Origin of the sequence: Flavimobilis soli (assembly GCF_002564025.1) — a bacterium.
Classification (GTDB): Bacteria; Actinomycetota; Actinomycetes; order Actinomycetales; family Cellulomonadaceae; genus Flavimobilis; species Flavimobilis soli.
Genome location: NZ_PDJH01000001.1, coordinates 450,572 through 469,782, shown reverse-complemented (window position 1 = coordinate 469,782; position 19,211 = coordinate 450,572). Strand labels below are relative to the sequence as shown.

Sequence of the window (19,211 nt, the reverse complement as noted above, 5' to 3'; positions counted from 1 at the left end):
TCCGCTCAGGGCCGAGGGCGTCCCACTCTTCCCCCCCGAATGAGACACGACCAGGTCGCCCCCACCTCCTGACCTGGTCAACAGTGAGGACGGTGTACATGAACAGGTCGCTTACCCGAGGCCCGCAGGGCATCTGGGGCGTACCTCCCGCCGCCCAGGGGCTCTACGACCCAGGGGCGGAGCACGACGCGTGCGGTGTCGCCTTCGTGGCGACCCTGCGCGGCACGCCCGGACGCGACATCGTCGACGCGGGCCTGACGGCGCTGCTCAACCTCGACCACCGCGGTGCGGTCGGTGCCGAGGAGAACAGCGGTGACGGTGCTGGGATCCTCACGCAGATCCCCGACGCCTTCCTGCGTGACGTCATCCACGTCGAGCTGCCCGCTGCGGGTCGCTACGCCGTCGGCATCGCATTCCTCCCGCAGGACGCTGCCGAGGCCGACGCCGCGGCTGCGGCGATCGAGAAGATCGCCGCCGAGGAGCGTCTCGACGTCCTCGCGTGGCGCGACGTGCCGGTCACCGCGGACCTCGTCGGCCCGACGGCGCGCGCCTCGATGCCGACGTTCCGCCAGATCGTCGTCGCAGCGCCCGGCCGCGACGTCGCGGGCATCGACCTCGACCGCCTCACCTACCGCCTGCGCAAGCGCGCAGAGAACGAGCTCGGCGTCTTCTTCGCGTCGCTGTCAGCGCGCACGCTCACGTACAAGGGCATGCTCACGACGGCCCAGCTCGAGCCTTTCTTCCCGGACCTGTCCGACCCTCGCTACGCGAGCGAGCTCGCGCTCGTCCACTCGCGCTTCTCGACGAACACGTTCCCGTCGTGGCCGCTCGCCCAGCCGTTCCGTCTCGTCGCCCACAACGGTGAGATCAACACCGTCCGCGGCAACCGGAACTGGATGGCGGCGCGACAGGGCACGCTCGAGAGTGACCTGCTCGGCGACCTCGGGCCGCTCATGCCGGTGTGCTCGCCCGGGTCGAGCGACTCGGCCAGCTTCGACGAGGTGCTCGAGCTGCTGCACCTCGGCGGTCGCTCGCTACCGCACGCCGTCATGATGATGATCCCCGAGGCGTGGGAGAACAACGACGAGATGGACCCGGACCGCCGGGCCTTCTACGACTACCACGCGAACCTCATCGAGGCGTGGGACGGCCCCGCGAACCTGAACTTCACCGACGGCACGCTCATCGGTGCGGTCCTCGACCGCAACGGGCTGCGCCCGGGTCGTTTCTGGGTCACGGAGGACGGTCTCGTCGTGCTCGCCTCCGAGGCAGGTGTTCTCGACATCGACCCGTCGACGATCGTCCGCAAGGGCCGTCTCGAGCCGGGCAAGATGTTCCTCGTCGACACCGGCGCGGGCCGGATCATCGAGGACGAGGAGATCAAGGCGCAGCTCGCTGCGGCCCGTCCGTACGCCGAGTGGGTCAAGGACAACGAGGTCTACCTCGACCAGCTCCCCGACCGCGAGCACGTCGCCCACAGCCCTGCCTCCGTGCTGCGGCGCCAGCGGGCGTTCGGCTTCACGCAGGAGGAGGTCAAGGTCATCCTCGCCCCCATGGGCGAGAGCGGTGCCGAGCCTCTCGGCGCGATGGGCTCGGACACCCCGGTGGCTGTGCTGTCGAAGCGGCCGCGCCTGCTGTTCGACTACTTCACGCAGATGTTCGCGCAGGTGACGAACCCGCCGCTCGACGCCATCCGCGAGGAGCTCGTCACGTCGATCGCCGGTGCGATCGGCCCCGAGCCGAACCTGCTCGCGGAGATCCCGGAGCACGCGCGCAAGCTGATCCTGCCGTTCCCCGTGATCGACAACGACCAGCTCGCCAAGATCGTCCGCATCGACCGCGACCCGAAGCTCGCCGGCGTCTTCAAGGCGGAGCGCGTGCGCGGCCTCTACCGCGTCGACGGCGGCGGTCCCGCGCTCGAGGAGCGCCTCGAGGAGATCTTCGACCAGATCGACGACGCGATCAGCGAGGGCGCCAACTTCATCGTGCTGTCGGATCGCGACGGCAACGCGCACATGGCGGCGATCCCGTCGCTCCTGCTGACGTCCGCCGTCCACCACCACCTGCTGCGCCGTCGTACGCGTACCCAGGTGTCGCTCGTCGTCGAGGCTGGCGACGTGCGCGAGGTGCACCACGTCGCGCTGCTGATCGGCTTCGGCGCGGCAGCGGTCAACCCGTACCTCGCGATGGAGACCGTCGAGCGGCTCGCGGAGGACGGCTTCATCAACGTCACTCCGCAGGAGGCCGTCGCGAACGTCATCAAGGCGCTCGGCAAGGGCGTGCTCAAGGTCATGAGCAAGATGGGCATCTCGACCATCTCGTCGTACCGCGGCGCGCAGACGTTCGAGGCGGTCGGCCTCGCGCACGAGCTCGTCGACAGGTACTTCACCGGGACCACGACGCGCCTCGGCGGGATCGGCATCGACACGATCGCGGCCGAGGTCGCGCAGCGGCACCAGGACGCCTACCCGGCGTCGGGCAACCCGCTCCCGCACGAGAACCTCGCGACCGGTGGCGAGTACCAGTGGCGCCGCGACGGCGAGGAGCACCTCTTCGACCCGGAGACCGTCTTCCGCCTGCAGCACTCGACGCGCACCCGCCAGTTCGACGTCTTCCGCGAGTACACGCGCCGCGTCGACGACCAGGCGGAGCGCCTCATGACGCTGCGCGGCCTGCTGACGTTCTCGCCAGACCGCGAGCCCGTCCCGCTCGAGGAGGTCGAGCCGGTCAGCGAGATCGTCAAGCGGTTCAACACGGGCGCCATGTCCTACGGCTCGATCTCGCAGGAGACGCACGAGACGCTCGCGATCGCGATGAACGCGCTCGGCGGTCGCTCCAACACGGGCGAGGGCGGCGAGGACCCGGAGCGCCTGCACGACCCGAAGCGTCGCAGCAAGGTCAAGCAGATCGCGTCGGGCCGCTTCGGCGTCACGTCGGAGTACCTGACGTTCGCCGACGACATCCAGATCAAGCTCGCCCAGGGCGCCAAGCCCGGCGAGGGCGGTCAGCTGCCCGGGCACAAGGTGTACCCGTGGGTCGCCAAGACGCGTCACTCGACGCCCGGCGTCGGCCTCATCTCGCCGCCGCCGCACCACGACATCTACTCGATCGAGGACCTCGCGCAGCTGATCCACGACGCGAAGAACGCGAACCCGCAGGCTCGCATCCACGTCAAGCTCGTGTCGGAGTTCGGCGTCGGCACGGTCGCGACGGGCGTCTCGAAGGCGCACGCCGACGTCGTCCTCATCTCGGGTCACGACGGCGGCACGGGCGCGAGCCCGCTGACGTCGCTCAAGCACGCGGGGACGCCGTGGGAGATCGGTCTCGCGGAGACGCAGCAGACGCTCGTCCTGAACAACCTGCGCGACCGGATCGTCGTCCAGGTCGACGGACAGCTCAAGACCGGGCGCGACGTCGTCGTGGCGGCGCTCCTGGGAGCCGAGGAGTTCGGCTTCGCGACCGCGCCGATGGTCGTGTCGGGCTGCGTCATGATGCGCGTCTGCCACCTCGACACCTGCCCGGTGGGCGTCGCGACGCAGAACCCGGAGCTCCGCGCACGGTTCACCGGCAAGCCTGAGTTCGTCATCAACTTCTTCGAGTTCATCGCGCAGGAGGTGCGCGAGCACCTCGCTGCGCTCGGCTTCCGGTCGATCGACGAGGCCGTGGGCCAGGTCCAGGCGCTCGACGCGCGCAGGGCCGTCAAGCACTGGAAGGCCGCGGGTCTCGACCTCGGCCCCGTGCTCGAGGTGCCGAAGCCTGTCGAGGGCTCGTCGCTGCGCTGCACGACGACGCAGGACCACGCTCTCGACCGTGCGCTCGACAACGTCCTCATCGAGAAGGCGCGCGGCGCCCTCGAGGACGCGATCCCGGTCAAGATCGAGGTGTCGGTGCGCAACGTCAACCGCACGATCGGCACGATGCTCGGGCACGAGGTGACGAAGCGCTACAAGGGCGCTGGCCTGCCCGACGACACGATCGACGTCACTCTCACGGGCTCGGCCGGGCAGTCGCTCGGCGCGTTCGTCCCGCGCGGCGTGACGCTGCGTCTCTTCGGCGACGCGAACGACTACGTCGGCAAGGGACTTTCGGGCGGGCGCATCGTCGTGCGCCCGGACCGCACCGCGGTGCTCGGCGGCAGCGCGAACGTGATCGCGGGCAACGTGATCGGGTACGGCGCGACATCGGGCGAGATCTTCCTGCGCGGGCTCGTGGGCGAGCGCTTCGGCGTCCGCAACTCGGGAGCGACGCTCGTGGCCGAGGGCGTGGGAGACCACGCGTGCGAGTACATGACCGGCGGTACGGTGCTGGTGCTCGGACCCACGGGACGCAACGTCGGTGCCGGTATGTCCGGTGGGACGGCGTACGTGCTGGACCTGCGCCGCGGCGCTGTCAACCGGGCCGCGCTCGCCTCTGACGAGCTGCAGCTCTCGTCGCTCGACGACGAGGACGCCGCACTCGTGGAGAAGCTCCTGCGCAAGCACCTCGACGAGACCGGCTCGCCGGTCGCCGCCGAGCTCCTCGCGGACTTCCCGGCCGCACGCACGCGCTTCACGCGCATCCTTCCGACCGAGTTCGCCCGGGTGCGCAGCGCCCTGGCACAGGCCGAGTCCGTCGGGCTCGACCCGGGCGCCCCGGGCGTCTGGGACCACATCCTGGAGGTGGCCCGTGGCTGACCCACGCGGATTCCTGAAGGTCCGGGAGCGTGAGCTCCCGGCCGACCGAGCTGTTCCCGTCCGCCTCATGGACTGGCGCGAGGTGCACGAGTACCGGGCGATGAACCCGGAGGACCAGCAGATGCTCAAGCGTCAGGCGGGCCGCTGCATGGACTGCGGCATCCCGTTCTGCCACCAGGGCTGCCCGCTCGGCAACCTCATCCCGGAGTGGAACGACCTCGTGCGTCGCGGCCAGTACCGCGAGGCGTCCGAGCGTCTGCACGCCACGAACAACTTCCCGGAGTTCACGGGGCGCATCTGCCCGGCTCCGTGCGAGTCGGCGTGCGTCCTGGGCATCAACCAGCCGCCCGTGACGATCAAGAGCGTCGAGGTCTCGATCATCGACGAGGCGTTCGCACGCGGTCTCGTCGAGCCCGTCGTGCCGCAGCGCCTCACCGGTCACACGGTCGCGGTCGTCGGCTCGGGGCCCGCCGGTCTCGCCGCAGCCCAGCAGCTCACGCGCGCCGGTCACACGGTCGTCGTTCTCGAGCGTGACGACGCGATCGGCGGCCTGCTGCGCTACGGCGTGCCCGACTTCAAGCTCGAGAAGCGGCACATCGACCGCCGCATCGAGCAGATGCGTGCCGAGGGCACCCGCTTCCGCACGGGTGTCGAGGTCGGCGTCGACATCACGTGGGCCGAGCTGCGCACCCGGTACGACGCGGTCGTCGTCGCGACCGGCGCGACCGAGCCGCGGGACCTTCCCATCCCCGGGCGCGACCTCGAGGGTGTCCACTTCGCCATGGAGTACCTCGTCCAGGGCAACCGTCTCGCGGCGGGGGGCGCCGTCGAGGACCCGATCAGCGCGAAGGACAAGCACGTCGTCATCATCGGCGGCGGCGACACGGGCTCCGACTGCCTCGGCACCGCGCTGCGCCAGCGCGCGGCCTCGGTCACGACCCTCGCGATCGGCAAGAAGCCGCCGACCGAGCGTCCGGAGAACCAGCCGTGGCCCACGACCCCGACGCTGTTCGAGGTGTCGAGCTCGCACGAGGAGGGCGGCGAGCGCACGTTCCTCGCGTCGACCGTCGAGTTCCGCGGCGACGAGAACGGGCACGTGACGCACCTCGTGCTCGCGACGACCGAGTACCTCCCGGACGGGCGGCGCGTGCCGACGCCCGGCACCGAGCGGATCATCCCGGCGGACCTCGTCCTCATCTCGATGGGCTTCACGGGTCCCGAGACCGCAGCGCTCACCGAGCAGACGGGAGCGGACCTCACGGGCCGCGGCGCAGTCGCGCGCGACGACTCGTACGCGACGTCGGTCCCCGGCGTGTTCGTCGCGGGAGACGCGGGTCGTGGGCAGTCGCTCATCGTCTGGGCGATCGCCGAGGGTCGCGCGGCGGCTGCCTCGGTCGACGCCTTCCTGCAGGGGGCGACCGAGCTCCCTGCCCCGATCCCGGCGAGCGCGGTCGCGCTTCGGCCGTAAGGGTGCGCGGCGACGCCGCGGCCTGACCATCGTCCTACCATTCGTACTTCGCTAGTGAACTAGGCTGGAGCCATGCGCAGAGCAAAAATCGTTTGCACCATCGGACCCGCGACCGCCTCGGCCGAGCAGATTCAGAATCTGGTCGACGCCGGCATGGACGTCGCCCGCATCAACCGGAGCCACGGAGCTCCCGAAGAGCACGAGCTCGTCTTCCACAACGTGCGTGCCGCCGCCGCCACGGCTGACCGGCCCGTCGCGATCCTGGTCGACCTCCAGGGCCCCAAGATCCGCCTCGGCAAGTTCGAGAAGGACGAGAAGTACTGGCTCGACGAGGGTGACATCTTCACCATCACGACCGAGGACGTCGTGGGCACCAAGGAGCTGTGCGGCACGACCCACAAGGGTCTGCCGAACGACGCTCGCGTGGGCGACCCCATCCTCATCGACGACGGCCGCGTGCTCGTCCGCATCGTCGAGGTCGACGGCCCCCGCGTCGTCACCCGCGTCGAGGTCGCTGGCCCCGTCTCCAACAACAAGGGTCTGAACCTCCCGGGCGTGGCCGTCTCGGTCCCCGCGATGTCCGACAAGGACGAGACCGACCTGCGCTGGGCCATCCGCCTCGGTGCCGACATCATCGCGCTCTCCTTCGTCCGTTCGGCCGCCGACTACGACGACGTCCGCCGGATCATGGAGGAGGAGGGTCGCATCCTCCCCGTCATCGCCAAGGTCGAGAAGCCGCAGGCCGTCGAGAACCTCGCCGAGATCGTCGACGCGTTCGACGGCATCATGGTCGCCCGTGGTGACCTGGGCGTCGAGCTCCCGCTCGAGCAGGTCCCGCTCGTCCAGAAGCGCGCCGTCGAGCTCGCCCGCCGCAACGCGAAGCCCGTCATCGTCGCGACGCAGGTCCTCGAGTCGATGATCTCCGCGCCGCGCCCGACGCGCGCCGAGGCCTCTGACTGCGCCAACGCCGTCCTCGACGGTGCCGACGCGGTCATGCTCTCGGGCGAGACGTCCGTCGGTGACTACCCGATCGAGGCCGTCCGCACGATGGCGCGCATCATCGAGAGCACCGAGGAGCTCGGTCGCGAGCGCATCGCGCCGCTCGGCTCGACGCCGGGCACGCGCGGCGGTGCGATCACCCGCGCCGCAGCCGAGATCGGCGAGACGCTCGGGGTCAAGTACCTCGCGACGTTCACGCAGTCGGGTGACTCGGCCCGTCGCATGTCGCGCCTGCGCTCGCCCATCCCGCTGGTCGCCTTCACGCCGGACCCCTCGGTCCGCAATGTGCTCGCGCTCAGCTGGGGCGTCCAGGCCGAGCTCGTCGACTCCGTCAAGGACACCGACGGCATGGTGAACCTGGTCGACCAGACCCTGCGAAGCAAGGGTCTCGGGGAGAACGGCGACTACGTCGTCGTCGTCGCGGGCGCGCCGGTCGGCGTCGTCGGCTCGACGAACTCCATCACGGTCCACAAGATCGGCGACGAGGCCAACGGCCGCATCGCCTGATCGGATGACGAGAGATGCCCCCCGACCGCTCGGTCGGGGGGCATCTCTCGTGCTGCGGTGCCCCGGGTGGGATTCGAACCCACACTGGATCGGGTTTGAGCCGAACGCCTCTGCCGGTTGGGCTACCGGGGCCGCGCCCACTATGGAACCACACGCACACGTCGAACTCCGCATCACCGCAGCGCGGCGGCCCGCCTGTGCCTCCGCGCACGTCGACGCCACCACGCACCGGGATGCGTGGTCCTACCAGCACGAGCAACTAGGATGACCCTGTGACCGACAACGACGAGACCACCCGTGAACCCCTCCAGCTCGACCTGCCGCCACTGACGGCCCCCGAGCAGGAGGCCCCCGCCGCCACGCCGTCCAAGGTGCGCCGCGCCGTGGTCGCCGAGGACGAGGCGCTCATCCGCATGGATGTCGTCGAGACCCTCCGTGAGGCCGGCTACGAGGTCGTGGGCGAGGCCGGCGACGGTGAGACCGCGGTCGCGCTCGCCATCGAGCACAAGCCGGACGTCGTCGTCATGGACGTGAAGATGCCCGAGCTGGACGGCATCTCCGCGGCTGAGCGCATCGGCAAGGCGCACGTCGCGCCCGTCGTGCTGCTGACGGCCTTCTCGCAGACCGAGCTCGTCGAGCGTGCCCGGGACGCCGGCGCGATGGCCTACGTCGTCAAGCCGTTCAGCCCGGCGGACCTGCTGCCTGCCGTCGAGATCGCCATCTCGCGGTACGCGCAGATCACCGCGCTGTCCGCGGAGGTCGCCGACCTGACGGAGCGCTTCGAGACGCGCAAGCGCGTCGACCGCGCCAAGGGCCTGCTCATGAGCAAGATGGGCCTCTCGGAGCCCGAGTCGTTCCGCTGGATCCAGAAGACGTCGATGGACCGTCGCCTGACCATGCGCGAGGTCGCGGACGCCGTCATCGACCAGGTGGGTGGCAAGGACTGAGGTCCCCGGAGGGGGAGTTGTGACCTTCCCGTTATCTGGGTACCTTGGTCTCGCTCTCCGCGCCTGAGGTGAGGGGAGCACATCCTTACGTGCAGGGGCTGCTGAAGGAGGTGTCCGTGGTGCGAGCCGTGATCGACGTCCGCCACGCTGGTGCAGCAGATCTCCTCGAGGTCGCGCAGCTGTGCTCGGCGGCGCGCGAGGAGACCGCCACGCCGTCGCAGATCTGCAGCGCCGACGTCGAGAAGCTTCGCAAGCACCTCGGCGTCCTCCTGTCGGTCCCCGGTGGTCGCGTCCTCCTCGCGACGCACGACTCGAACCCGGTCGGCTTCCTGCTGGCTCGCGTGATCGAGGCGAACGTCTACAACGACGCCCCCGTGCTCTACATCGAGGCCGTCTACGTCGACGGCACCTTCCGCCGCCGGGGGGTCGGTCACGCTCTCCTCAGCGCGGCTGCGGAGATCGCGGTCGGTGCGGGTGCCGAAGAGGTCTACTCCGTGCCGATCCCGGGCTCACGCGGGGTCCAGCGCTTCCTCGCCCGCATGGGCTTCGCGCCCGCCGCGGCGCACCGCGTCGTCCAGACCTCGGCGCTGCTGCGCAAGCTCGGCCCCGAGGGTTCGCTGCGCCGCCCGCCGCGCGCGCTCGAGGACCTCATCGCGCGCCGTCGCAAGGCCCGCATCGAGACGCAGTCCGGCCCGGTCGACCTGCGTGAGCTCCGTGCCCGCCTCGGTGAGGAGCCGGCGCCCGCCCGCGCCTCCCGCGGCGCACGTGTCGCGGGCACCGGCCGCATCTCGCACGCCGGCTGAGCCGAGGGCCTGCTCACCAGGCTCTGCTCTAGCGACCGTCCATGATCATGCACGTCAGGCGCGCGGTGCACAGGCGCTTGTTGTCGTCGTCCGACACGACGATCTCGTAGGAGGCGAGCGTCCGGCCGAGGTGCAGCGCGGTCGCGACCGCCGTCACCGTCCCGGAGCGGGCGCTGCGGTGGTGCGACACGCTCAGCTCGAGGCCGACCGCAGCCCGCCCCATGCCCGCGTGCGCGAGCGCGCCGTACGAGCCGACCGTCTCGGCGAGCGCAGCCGTCGCGCCGCCGTGCAGCAGCCCGGCCGGCTGCGTGTTCCCCTCGACGGGCATGGTTGCGACGACGCGCTCGGCGCTCAGCTCCATGACCTCGATCTGCATGCGCTCGATGAGCGTGCCAGCCTCCCTCTCCCTGATCATCTCGAGGAACCTGGCGAGGTCAGCGGGGGAGGACGTGGCGTCGAGCGGCGTCGTGTCGGTCATGGAAGATAGGTTGTCAGGTGTGAGTGACGACGCGCGACCCCGCCTTCTCCTGATCGACGGCCACTCGATGGCCTTCCGGGCGTACTTCGCCCTCCCGGTCGACAAGTTCTCGACGTCGACCGGGCAGCACACGAACGCCGTGCACGGCTTCGTGTCCATGCTCGCGAACCTCATCAAGAACGAGCAGCCGACGCATGTCGCGGTCGCGTTCGACGCCGGTTCGACGACGTTCCGCACCGAGCGCTTCCCGGACTACAAGGGTGGGCGCGAGTCGACGCCCGAGCCCTTCAAGGGGCAGGTCCCGCTCATCCGTGAGGTGCTCGACGCGATGCGGATCACCCACTACGAGCGCGACATGATCGAGGCGGACGACATCCTCGCGACCTGGTCCAAGCAGGCCGGGGCGAAGGGTTGGCAGGTGCTCGTCTGCTCGGGTGACCGGGACTCGCTCCAGTTCGTGACCCCTGACGTCACGGTCCTCTACCCGGTCAAGGGCGTCTCCGAGCTCGCCCGGATGACCCCGGAGGCCGTCGAGGCGAAGTACGGCGTCACCCCGGAGCGGTACCCGGACCTCGCGGCGCTCGTCGGCGAGTCCGCCGACAACATCCCCGGCGTGCCGAAGGTCGGTCCGAAGACGGCCGCCAAGTGGCTGGCCCAGTACGGCGACCTCGACGGCGTCCTCGCTCACGCCGACGAGATCGGTGGGGTCGTCGGCCAGAACCTTCGCGACCACCTGGACCAGGTCCGGCTCAACCGTGAGATCAACCACCTCCTGACCGACCTCGACCTGCCGCACTCGCCCGAGGACCTCGCCGTCCAGCCGTGGGACCGTGAGGCGCTCCACCAGGTGTTCGACACGCTCCAGTTCCGGACGCTGCGCGACCGCCTGCTCGCGATGATGCCCGCGGAGGACCGCGAGGACGCACCCGCCGACGCGGCCGTCGTGGAGATCGACGTGCTCGCGCCCGGGACGCTCGGTGACTGGCTCGCGGCGCGCCGTGGCCAGCCGATCGGCCTCGAGGTCCGCGGCTCGTTCGTGCCCGGCGCCGGTGATGCCGACATGGTCGCCCTCGGCGACCTCGAGGGGCACGCCGTCGTCCTCGACCTCGCTCAGCTCGACCCCGCCGACGACACGGCCCTGGGGCAGTGGCTCGCCGCCGAGGACGCCCCCGTCGTCGCGCACGGCGGGAAGGCACGCGCCCATGCGCTGCGCGGGCGCGGCTACACGCTGCGCGGCGTCGTGCTCGACACGGAGCTCGCCGCATACCTGTGCCACCCCGACCAGCGCAGCTACGACCTCGAGGACCTCGCGGTGCGTAACCTGCACCGCGAGATCGGGGCGTCGGGCCCTGCCGGGGGGCAGGGCGCGCTCGAGCTCGACCTCGAGGGGGAGCCGGGAGCCGGCGCCGATCTTGCCGAGCGTGCCGCCGTGCTGCCGGTTCTCGCCGCGGCGCTCGAGAGCGACCTCAAGGACCGCGGGTCGTACGACCTGCTGACGACCCTCGAGCTGCCGCTCGCCGACGTGCTCGAGGGGATGGAGGCGCGCGGCGTCGCGGTCGACGTCGAGATGCTCCGCGAGCTCGAGTGCGAGTTCGGCCAGCAGGTCCAGGGAGCCGCGCAGGAGGCTTACCAGGTGATCGGCCGGGAGGTGAACCTCGGCTCGCCGAAGCAGCTCCAGGAGGTGCTCTTCGACCAGCTGGACATGCCGCGCACCAAGAAGATCAAGACGGGGTACACGACGGACGCCGCGTCGCTCGCGGACCTGTTCGCGAAGACGCAGCACCCGTTCCTCGAGCACCTGCTCGTGCACCGCGACGTCACGAAGCTGAGGCAGACGGTCGACACGCTCCTGCGCTACGTCGCGAGCGACGGCCGGATCCACACGACCTTCCAGCAGACGGTCGCGGCGACAGGGCGCCTCAGCTCGGCGGACCCGAACCTCCAGAACATCCCCATCCGGACCGCGGCTGGCCGCCGCATCCGTCAGGCGTTCCGCGTCGGGGAGGGCTACGAGACGCTCCTGACGGCGGACTACAGCCAGATCGAGATGCGGATCATGGCTCACCTCTCCGGCGACGAGGGGCTGATCGCGGCCTTCCGCTCCGGGGAGGACCTCCACAGCTACGTGGCGTCGCGGGTGTTCGGCGTCGCGACCGACGAGGTCTCCGCCGCGCAGCGCTCCAAGATCAAGGCGATGAGCTACGGCCTCGCGTACGGCCTCTCGGCGTTCGGCCTGTCGAAGCAGCTCAACGTCGCCGTCGGCGAGGCCCAGGCGCTCATGGACGACTACTTCACCCGTTTCGGTGGCGTGCGGACGTACCTCCACGAGGTCGTCGAGGAGGCGCGCGCGACCGGCTTCACCGAGACCATCCGCGGCCGTCGCCGGTATCTTCCCGACCTGACGAGCGACAACCGCCAGCGCCGCGAGATCGCCGAACGGGTCGCGCTGAACTCGCCGATCCAGGGCTCTGCCGCAGACATCATCAAGGACGCGATGCTCGGCGTGCAGCGCGAGCTCGACGCCCGGGGCCTCAGGTCCCGCATGCTCCTCCAGGTCCACGACGAGCTCGTCCTCGAGGTCGCGCCGGGCGAGCTCGAGACGGTCGAGGAGCTGCTGCGTACCCAGATGGCCGGGGCCGCGGACCTGTCTGTCCCGCTCGAGGTGTCCGTCGGCCGCGGTCAGACCTGGCACGACGCCGGCCACTGAGCCGCCCCGGACGCCGCGGCAGGCCTCGGCTCAGCGGCGCTCGCACACGAAGATCGCCGTGCCCGGGAGCAGCCGTCCGCGCAGGGGGCTCCAGCCGCCCCACGTCCGGTCGTGGCCCTCGGGCCACTCCGGCTCGACGACGTCGAGCAGCGTGAGGCCCGCGCCCACGACGTCGCGCACGTGGTCGCCGACGGTCCGGTGGAACTCCGCGTACGTCAGCCGGCCTGCCTCGTCACGCTCGGCGTATGGCGTCCGGTCGAAGTACGAGCGGTCCGCCGTGAGCCCGCGCTCCGACGGGTCGTCGGGGAACGACCAGCGGACCGGGTGCGTGACCGAGAAGACCCATCGGCCGCCCTGGCGCAGCACGCGCGCGACCTCGCGGTGGACCAGCTCCGCGTCCGCGACGAAAGGGATCGCGCCGTACGCCGTGAAGACGACGTCGAACGACGCGTCCGCGAAGGGGAGACGCCGGGCGTCGGCCTGGACACGGCTGGGGCCCGGCACGCCGACGGGCTGACGTGCCATGAGCATGGCTGCGCTGATGTCCGTCGCGACGACGTGTGCGCCCTGGCGGGCGAGCCATCGCGAGCACTGGGCCGCGCCGGCCCCGAGCTCGAGGGCCCGCGCCCCGGCGACGTCGCCGAGGAGGTGCGCGTCGGCCTCCCGCAGACCTTCGGGGCACCAGCAGAAGTCCTCGTCCCCGAGGAACTCGCCGTGCTCGGCGAGGTACTCGGCGGCGTTCTCGTCCCACCACGAGCGACCCGCACGGTGGGGAGCCTCGTCAGGGATGGGCTGGTATCCGGCGCGTCGAAGGTCCACGAGCCCCATTGTGCCGGGCGCCGTCCGCGCACCGGGAGCCCGCCCACGATGCCCGGGCAGGACCAACGGCTGAGACCGACGCGTGGACGGTCGGTAGGCTCATCGAGGTTTGTCGGTCAGGATGCAGACGCGAGACGTCTGCCGCACCGGCGGACCGCCGACAAGCGACGACGAGGGAGTGTAGGCATGCGCATCGGTCTTCTCACCGGCGGTGGGGACTGCCCGGGGCTCAACGCGGCGATCCGAGCGGTCGTCAAGCAGGGGCTGGGGGAGTACGGCCATTCGATCATCGGCTTCCGCAACGGCTGGAAGGGCGTCGTCGACGGCGACGTCATGCCCCTCGAGCGGCAGCACATCCGCAACGTCCTTCCCGTCGGTGGCACGCTCCTCGGCACCGCTCGGTTCCACCCGCGCGAGGAGGACGGCTCGATGGAGGCCGTGCTCGCGACCCTCGAGGCAGAGCGCATCGAGGCGCTCATCTGCATCGGCGGTGACGGCACGCTCCACGCCGCGAGCCGCGTCGCCGACGCGGGGGTCAAGATCGTCGCGATCCCGAAGACGATCGACAACGACGTCGCCGGGACCGACCTGTCCATCGGCTACCACACCGCGGTGAACATCGCCGCGGAGGCGATCGACCGCATCCACACGACGGCCGAGTCCCACAACCGCGTCATGGTCATCGAGGTCATGGGGCGCCACGCGGGCTGGATCGCGGTCAACGCGGGCATCGCGGGCGGCGCGGAGATCGTCCTCGCCCCCGAGGAGCCGTTCGACATGGACAAGATCATCAAGTTCCTCAAGCACCGGCACAAGGCGCACGCGAACTTCTCGATCGTCGTCGTCGCCGAGGGCGCGCACGCTGTCCCCGGCAGCTCCATGGAGTACGAGGTCCAGCTCGGCAAGTACGGCGAGATCGTCGCCGGTGCGATCGGTGAGCGCGTGGCGACCGAGATCCAGACCCGCACGGGCTTCGACACGCGCCTGACGGTGCTCGGTCACGTCCAGCGTGGCGGCAGCCCGACGACGACCGACCGCATCCTCGGCTCGCGCTTCGGCGTCGCCGCGGTCGACGCGATCACCCGTGGCGAGTCCAACGTGATGACCGCGCTGCGCGGCGAGGAGGTCGTGCTGGTGCCGCTGCCCGAGGTCGCGGGCAAGGTCAAGGCCGTCCCGGCCGACCTCCTGCGGACGGCTCGCGCGCTCGCCTGACGGCTTGCCCAGGCGCTCGGCTCCCGGGCGGGGCCCCACGGTCCCGCCCGGAGATCTTCTTTGCCCAGGCTCGGTGCATCGGATAGGGTGAACGCGGTGTGTCGTGGCGTCAGGACCGAACAGGTCGTGACCGACCGGCGACCGGCAGCACGGCCCAGCCCGTGTCCTGCCTGCAAGCCTTCCTGTTCGAACTACTTCCTGTCCGCATCGGAGCAACTGACTCAATGACCATCTCTACCCCCTCGAAGTCCACGCCGCAGGTCGCGATCAACGACATCGGCAACGAAGAGGACTTCCTCGCCGCCATCGACGCCACCATCAAGTACTTCAACGACGGTGACATCGTCGAAGGCACCATCGTCAAGGTGGACCGCGACGAGGTCCTTCTCGACATCGGCTACAAGACCGAGGGCGTCATCCCCTCCCGCGAGCTGTCCATCAAGCACGACGTCGACCCCGGTGAGGTCGTCAAGGTCGGCGACGCGGTCGAGGCCCTGGTTCTCCAGAAGGAGGACAAGGAAGGTCGCCTGATCCTGTCGAAGAAGCGCGCCCAGTACGAGCGCGCCTGGGGCACGATCGAGAAGGTCAAGGAGGAGGACGGCGTCGTCACCGGCACCGTCATCGAGGTCGTCAAGGGTGGCCTCATCCTCGACATCGGTCTGCGTGGCTTCCTGCCCGCGTCCCTCGTGGAGATGCGTCGCGTCCGCGACCTCCAGCCGTACGTCGGCAAGGAGATCGAGGCGAAGATCATCGAGCTCGACAAGAACCGCAACAACGTCGTCCTGTCGCGCCGTGCCTGGCTCGAGCAGACGCAGTCCGAGGTCCGCTCCACCTTCCTGCAGACGCTGCAGAAGGGCCAGGTCCGCCCCGGTGTCGTCTCCTCGATCGTCAACTTCGGTGCGTTCGTGGACCTCGGGGGTGTCGACGGTCTCGTCCACGTCTCCGAGCTGTCCTGGAAGCACATCGACCACCCGTCCGAGGTCGTCGAGGTCGGCCAGGAGGTCACCGTCGAGGTTCTCGACGTCGACTTCGACCGCGAGCGCGTCTCCCTGTCGCTCAAGGCGACGCAGGAGGACCCGTGGCAGGCCTTCGCCCGCACGCACGCCATCGGCCAGGTCGTGCCGGGCAAGGTCACGAAGCTCGTCCCGTTCGGTGCGTTCGTGCGCGTCGAGGACGGCATCGAGGGCCTCGTGCACATCTCCGAGCTCGCCGTGCGTCACGTCGACCTGCCTGAGCAGGTCGTCAACGTGGGCGACGACGTCTTCGTCAAGGTCATCGACATCGACCTCGAGCGTCGCCGCATCTCGCTGTCGCTGAAGCAGGCCAACGAGGGTGTGGACCCGGAGTCCGAGGACTTCGACCCCGCGCTCTACGGCATGGCTGCCGACTACGACGAGGCCGGCAACTACAAGTACCCGGACGGCTTCGACCCCGAGACGAACGAGTGGCTCGAGGGCTACGAGGCGCAGCGTGAGGAGTGGGAGGCGCAGTACGCCAAGGCCCACGCACGCTGGGAGGCGCACCGCAAGCAGGTCGCCGAGGCTCTCAAGGCCGACTCCGACGCTGCCACCGCGGGCGAGTCGAGCGGCTCGGCTCCGTCCACTTACTCCTCGACCCCGGTCCAGGAGGAGGTCGCGGGCACGCTGGCGTCCGACGAGGCTCTCGCTGCTCTGCGCGAGAAGCTCACGGGCAACTGATCCCGGCGCCGTCAGGCGCAACGGTCCGAAGGCCGGTCACCGCACGCGGTGGCCGGCCTTCGGCGTGCCCGGCCTGGCTTGGCGTGCCCGAGGTGCACTCGAGCTTCCCGAGGTGCGCTCGAGGCGCCCGAGGCGCACTCCCCGTGCCCGGGGGTGCGCTCGGCGTGCACGGTGTGCGGGCGACGTGGCCAGTGCACTCGACGCGCCCGGGGCACGTGGTCACGTGTCGCAGTGTCGGTGCGTGAGGGTCTAGCCCTCGGAGAACTGTCGACGGTACAGCTCGGCGTACAGGCCACCGTGACCGAGCAGCTCGTCGTGGGTGCCCTGTGCGACGACGCGTCCCGCCTCGAGGACGACGATGAGGTCCGCGTCGCGCACGGTCGACAGCCGGTGGGCGATGACGATCGCGGTGCGGCCGTCGAGAGCGGTGTCGAGCGCCGCCTGCACGGCCGCCTCCGACTCGGAGTCGAGGTGCGCGGTCGCCTCGTCGAGGATGACGACGGGTGGCGCCTTGAGCAGCAGCCGCGCGATCGCGAGGCGCTGGCGCTCCCCGCCCGACAAGCGGTACCCGCGGTCGCCGACGACGGTGTCGAGGCCGTCGGGCAGGCTCTCGACGAGGTCGAGGATGCGTGCGGAGCGCAGCGCCTCGACGATCTCCGCGTCGGTCGCGTCCGGGCGGGCGTAGCGTAGGTTTCCCGCGACCGTGTCGTGGAAGAGGTGCGCGTCCTGCGGGACGGAACCGACGACGTCGTGCACCGACTGCTGCGTGACGCCACGCAGGTCCCGACCCGCGATGCGAACCGCGCCGGCGGTCGGGTCGTAGAAGCGGGCCAGGAGGTGCCCGATCGTGGTCTTGCCGGCGCCCGACGGTCCGACGAGCGCGACCGTCGCGCCGGCGGGCACCGAGAACGTGACGTCGACGAGCGTGTCCTGCGGCTCGGTGTCGTCGAGTGTGGCAACCGACTCGAGCGACGCGAGCGACACCTCGCTCGCGGAGGGGTAGCGGAACGTCACGTGGTCGAGCTCGACGCTCGCACCGACCGCGGCGACGTGCTCGGTCAGGTTCGTCGCGTCGTCGGCGTCGCGCACCGTGGGCTCGAGGTCGAGGACCTCGAAGACCCGCTCGAAGCTGACGAGCGCCGTCATGACGTCGACCTGGACGTTCGAGATGGCCGTCAGGGGTCCGTACAGGCGGTTGAGGTATGCGGTGAGCGCGACGACGACGCCGACGCTCAGCCGGCCCTCGATCGAGGCGAGCCCGCCGAGCGCGTAGACGACCGCGACCGCGACCGCCGCGACCGTCGTCAGGGTCACCCGGAAGACGGTCGCGTACATGGCCTGGCGCACGCCGATGTCGCGCACGCGGGAGGCAGCGGCGACGTAGGTGCGGGACTCCTGCTCAGGTCGGCCGTAGGACTTCGCGAGCTGCGCCCCCGCGACGTTGAACCGCTCGTTCATGATCTGGGCCGTGTCCGCGTTGATCGCGTAGCTCTCTCGCGTGATGTGCGCGAGGCGCGGGCCGATCCACCGCGCGGGGAGCACGAACGCGGGCAGCAGAGCGAGAGCGACGAGGGTGAGCTGCCACGACATCGAGAACATCGCCGCGAGCACGAAGACGATCGTCAGCGCGTTCGAGAAGACGTTCGACAGTGTCGAGGTGAACGCCTGCTGCGCTCCGAGCACGTCGCCGTTGAGGCGCTGCACGAGCGAGCCGGTCCGGGTGCGGGAGAAGAACGCCAGCGGCATGCGCTGCACGTGGTCGAAGACCGCGGACCGCAGGTCGAGGATGAGGCCCTCGCCGACGCGTGCCGAGCACCAGCGCTGGCCGAGCGACAGCGCGCCCTGCGAGAGCGAGAGCAGCGCTGCGACGCCTGCGAGCTGCAGGACGACGTCCTTGCGCCCTTCCGCGATGCCGTCGTCGATGATCGCCCGGAAGAGCATCGGGATGGCCGCGCCGATCGCGGCGTCGATCGCGATCAGGAGCAGGAACACGGCGAGGGTGCGGCGGTACGGCTTGGCGAACGAGAGCACGCGGCGCATCGTGCCGCGGCCGAGGCGGTGACCGCGGACGCTCGGGTCCTGACGGAACGAGCGCAGTCCTGCCGGACCGCTCCCGCCGTGCATGCCTGCCATGCCTGACATCGTCATGCGTCCTCCCGGTCGTGCACGGTCGCGTCGGGTGCGCTCCGGCACCCAGGGCACCGAGCCTAGACCGGCCTAGGGGATACGGCCCGATTGCCGCCGTCGGGGGACGGGGGCAGGATGAGGCACATGCTTCGCATCGGGCTCACGGGTGGTATCGCGGCCGGCAAGTCGACCGTCGCCGCGATGCTGCGCGAGCGGGGAGCTGTCGTCATCGACCACGACGCGATCGCCCGCGAGGTGGTCGCCCCGGGGACGCTCGGCCTCGACCGGGTCGTGGAGCGCTTCGGCGAGGAGGTGCTCGCTGAGGACGGCTCGCTCGACCGCACGGCGCTCGGCCACATCGTGTTCAACGACCCTCAGGCGCGCGCCGACCTCGGTGCCCTGCTGCACCCCGAGATCGCCCGCGTCTCCGCAGAGCGCGAGGCCAAGGCGGTCGCGGCCGACGGCGACGCGCTCGTCGTGCACGACATCCCGCTGCTCGTGGAGACCGGTCAGGCGGAGGCCCACCACATCGTGGTGGTCGTCCACGCACCGGCAGACCTGCGGATCCGCCGCCTCGTGGAGGAGCGAGGGAGCTCGCTGCCCGACGCACGGCGTCGTGTCGCAGCGCAGGCGACGGACGAGGAGCGCGCGGCGGCGGCCGACGTCATCATCGACGGGTCCGGCTCGGTCGAGGGGCTGCGGGCGCAGGTCGACGAGCTCTGGACGCGGCTGCAGGCCGAGCTGGCCGAGCAGCACGGCTGACCCAGGTGCCGC

At 70.6% G+C, this 19,211-nt stretch carries 12 protein-coding genes and 1 tRNA gene; 9 read left to right on the top strand and 4 right to left on the bottom strand.

Features of this window, described 5'->3' with window-relative positions:
• Nucleotides 1-98 precede the first annotated feature (98 nt).
• From gltB to pyk, 3 genes are all read left to right on the top strand, one after another.
• A complete protein-coding gene (gene gltB, locus ATL41_RS02120) occupies nucleotides 99-4,673 on the top strand; it encodes a glutamate synthase large subunit (RefSeq protein ID WP_098456993.1) in 4,575 nt (1,524 codons plus the stop codon).
• Nucleotides 4,666-6,141, top strand: a complete 1,476-nt coding sequence (locus tag ATL41_RS02115) for a glutamate synthase subunit beta (RefSeq protein ID WP_098456992.1) — start codon at nucleotides 4,666-4,668, stop codon at nucleotides 6,139-6,141. The genes gltB and ATL41_RS02115 overlap by 8 nt, the downstream gene beginning before the upstream one ends.
• Nucleotides 6,142-6,213: 72 nt before the next feature.
• Complete coding sequence (gene pyk / locus ATL41_RS02110) at nucleotides 6,214-7,647, top strand: pyruvate kinase (protein ID WP_098456991.1); 1,434 nt, start codon at nucleotides 6,214-6,216, stop codon at nucleotides 7,645-7,647.
• A gap of 58 nt (nucleotides 7,648-7,705) precedes the next feature.
• Here pyk and ATL41_RS02105 read toward each other — a convergent pair.
• Nucleotides 7,706-7,779, bottom strand: a tRNA-Leu gene (locus tag ATL41_RS02105).
• A 140-nt stretch (nucleotides 7,780-7,919) separates the two neighbouring features.
• Here ATL41_RS02105 and ATL41_RS02100 point away from each other — a divergent pair.
• On the top strand, nucleotides 7,920-8,594 hold the full coding sequence (locus ATL41_RS02100) for an ANTAR domain-containing response regulator (protein WP_098456990.1): 675 nt from the start codon (nucleotides 7,920-7,922) through the stop codon (nucleotides 8,592-8,594).
• A gap of 116 nt (nucleotides 8,595-8,710) precedes the next feature.
• Nucleotides 8,711-9,397: a GNAT family N-acetyltransferase gene (locus tag ATL41_RS02095; RefSeq protein ID WP_143556551.1), complete on the top strand. Its 687-nt coding sequence runs from the start codon at nucleotides 8,711-8,713 to the stop codon at nucleotides 9,395-9,397.
• Nucleotides 9,398-9,425: 28 nt separating this feature from the next.
• Here ATL41_RS02095 and ATL41_RS02090 read toward each other — a convergent pair whose 3' ends face one another.
• Entirely contained in the window at nucleotides 9,426-9,875 is a 450-nt protein-coding gene (locus ATL41_RS02090) for a PaaI family thioesterase (protein ID WP_098456988.1), read from the bottom strand.
• Between ATL41_RS02090 and polA the strand changes: the two genes are divergently transcribed.
• Nucleotides 9,874-12,582 carry a DNA polymerase I gene (gene polA / locus ATL41_RS02085; protein WP_098456987.1) on the top strand — a complete coding sequence of 903 codons (2,709 nt, stop codon included), beginning with the start codon at nucleotides 9,874-9,876 and terminating at the stop codon, nucleotides 12,580-12,582. The genes ATL41_RS02090 and polA overlap by 2 nt on opposite strands.
• 30 nt (nucleotides 12,583-12,612) lie before the next feature.
• Here the strand turns inward: polA and ATL41_RS02080 are convergent, their stop codons facing one another.
• Complete coding sequence (locus tag ATL41_RS02080; protein ID WP_098456986.1) at nucleotides 12,613-13,410, bottom strand: class I SAM-dependent methyltransferase; 798 nt, start codon at nucleotides 13,408-13,410, stop codon at nucleotides 12,613-12,615.
• 177 nt (nucleotides 13,411-13,587) lie between these two features.
• On the opposite strand from ATL41_RS02080, the gene ATL41_RS02075 reads away from it, so the two are divergent.
• Both ATL41_RS02075 and rpsA read left to right on the top strand, forming a co-directional pair.
• A complete protein-coding gene (locus ATL41_RS02075; protein ID WP_098456985.1) occupies nucleotides 13,588-14,613 on the top strand; it encodes a 6-phosphofructokinase in 1,026 nt (341 codons plus the stop codon).
• 224 nt (nucleotides 14,614-14,837) lie between these two features.
• Complete coding sequence (gene rpsA, locus ATL41_RS02070) at nucleotides 14,838-16,310, top strand: 30S ribosomal protein S1 (protein WP_098456984.1); 1,473 nt, start codon at nucleotides 14,838-14,840, stop codon at nucleotides 16,308-16,310.
• 249 nt (nucleotides 16,311-16,559) lie between these two features.
• Here rpsA and ATL41_RS02065 read toward each other — a convergent pair whose 3' ends face one another.
• On the bottom strand, nucleotides 16,560-18,443 hold the full coding sequence (locus ATL41_RS02065; RefSeq protein ID WP_425432644.1) for an ABC transporter ATP-binding protein: 1,884 nt from the start codon (nucleotides 18,441-18,443) through the stop codon (nucleotides 16,560-16,562).
• Between the two features lie 138 nt (nucleotides 18,444-18,581).
• Between ATL41_RS02065 and coaE the strand changes: the two genes are divergently transcribed.
• A complete protein-coding gene (gene coaE / locus ATL41_RS02060) occupies nucleotides 18,582-19,199 on the top strand; it encodes a dephospho-CoA kinase (protein ID WP_098456983.1) in 618 nt (205 codons plus the stop codon).
• Nucleotides 19,200-19,211: the final 12 nt, after the last annotated feature.

Coding starts and splice junctions, on each gene's coding strand:
- gltB (WP_098456993.1), top strand. CDS start 99: ATGAACAGGTCGCTTACCCGAGGCCCGCAGGGCATCTGGGGCGTACCT.
- pyk (WP_098456991.1), top strand. CDS start 6,214: ATGCGCAGAGCAAAAATCGTTTGCACCATCGGACCCGCGACCGCCTCG.
- polA (WP_098456987.1), top strand. CDS start 9,874: ATGGAAGATAGGTTGTCAGGTGTGAGTGACGACGCGCGACCCCGCCTT.
- ATL41_RS02090 (WP_098456988.1), bottom strand. CDS start 9,875: ATGACCGACACGACGCCGCTCGACGCCACGTCCTCCCCCGCTGACCTC.
- ATL41_RS02080 (WP_098456986.1), bottom strand. CDS start 13,410: ATGGGGCTCGTGGACCTTCGACGCGCCGGATACCAGCCCATCCCTGAC.
- ATL41_RS02075 (WP_098456985.1), top strand. CDS start 13,588: ATGCGCATCGGTCTTCTCACCGGCGGTGGGGACTGCCCGGGGCTCAAC.
- rpsA (WP_098456984.1), top strand. CDS start 14,838: ATGACCATCTCTACCCCCTCGAAGTCCACGCCGCAGGTCGCGATCAAC.
- ATL41_RS02065 (WP_425432644.1), bottom strand. CDS start 18,443: ATGGCAGGCATGCACGGCGGGAGCGGTCCGGCAGGACTGCGCTCGTTC.
- coaE (WP_098456983.1), top strand. CDS start 18,582: ATGCTTCGCATCGGGCTCACGGGTGGTATCGCGGCCGGCAAGTCGACC.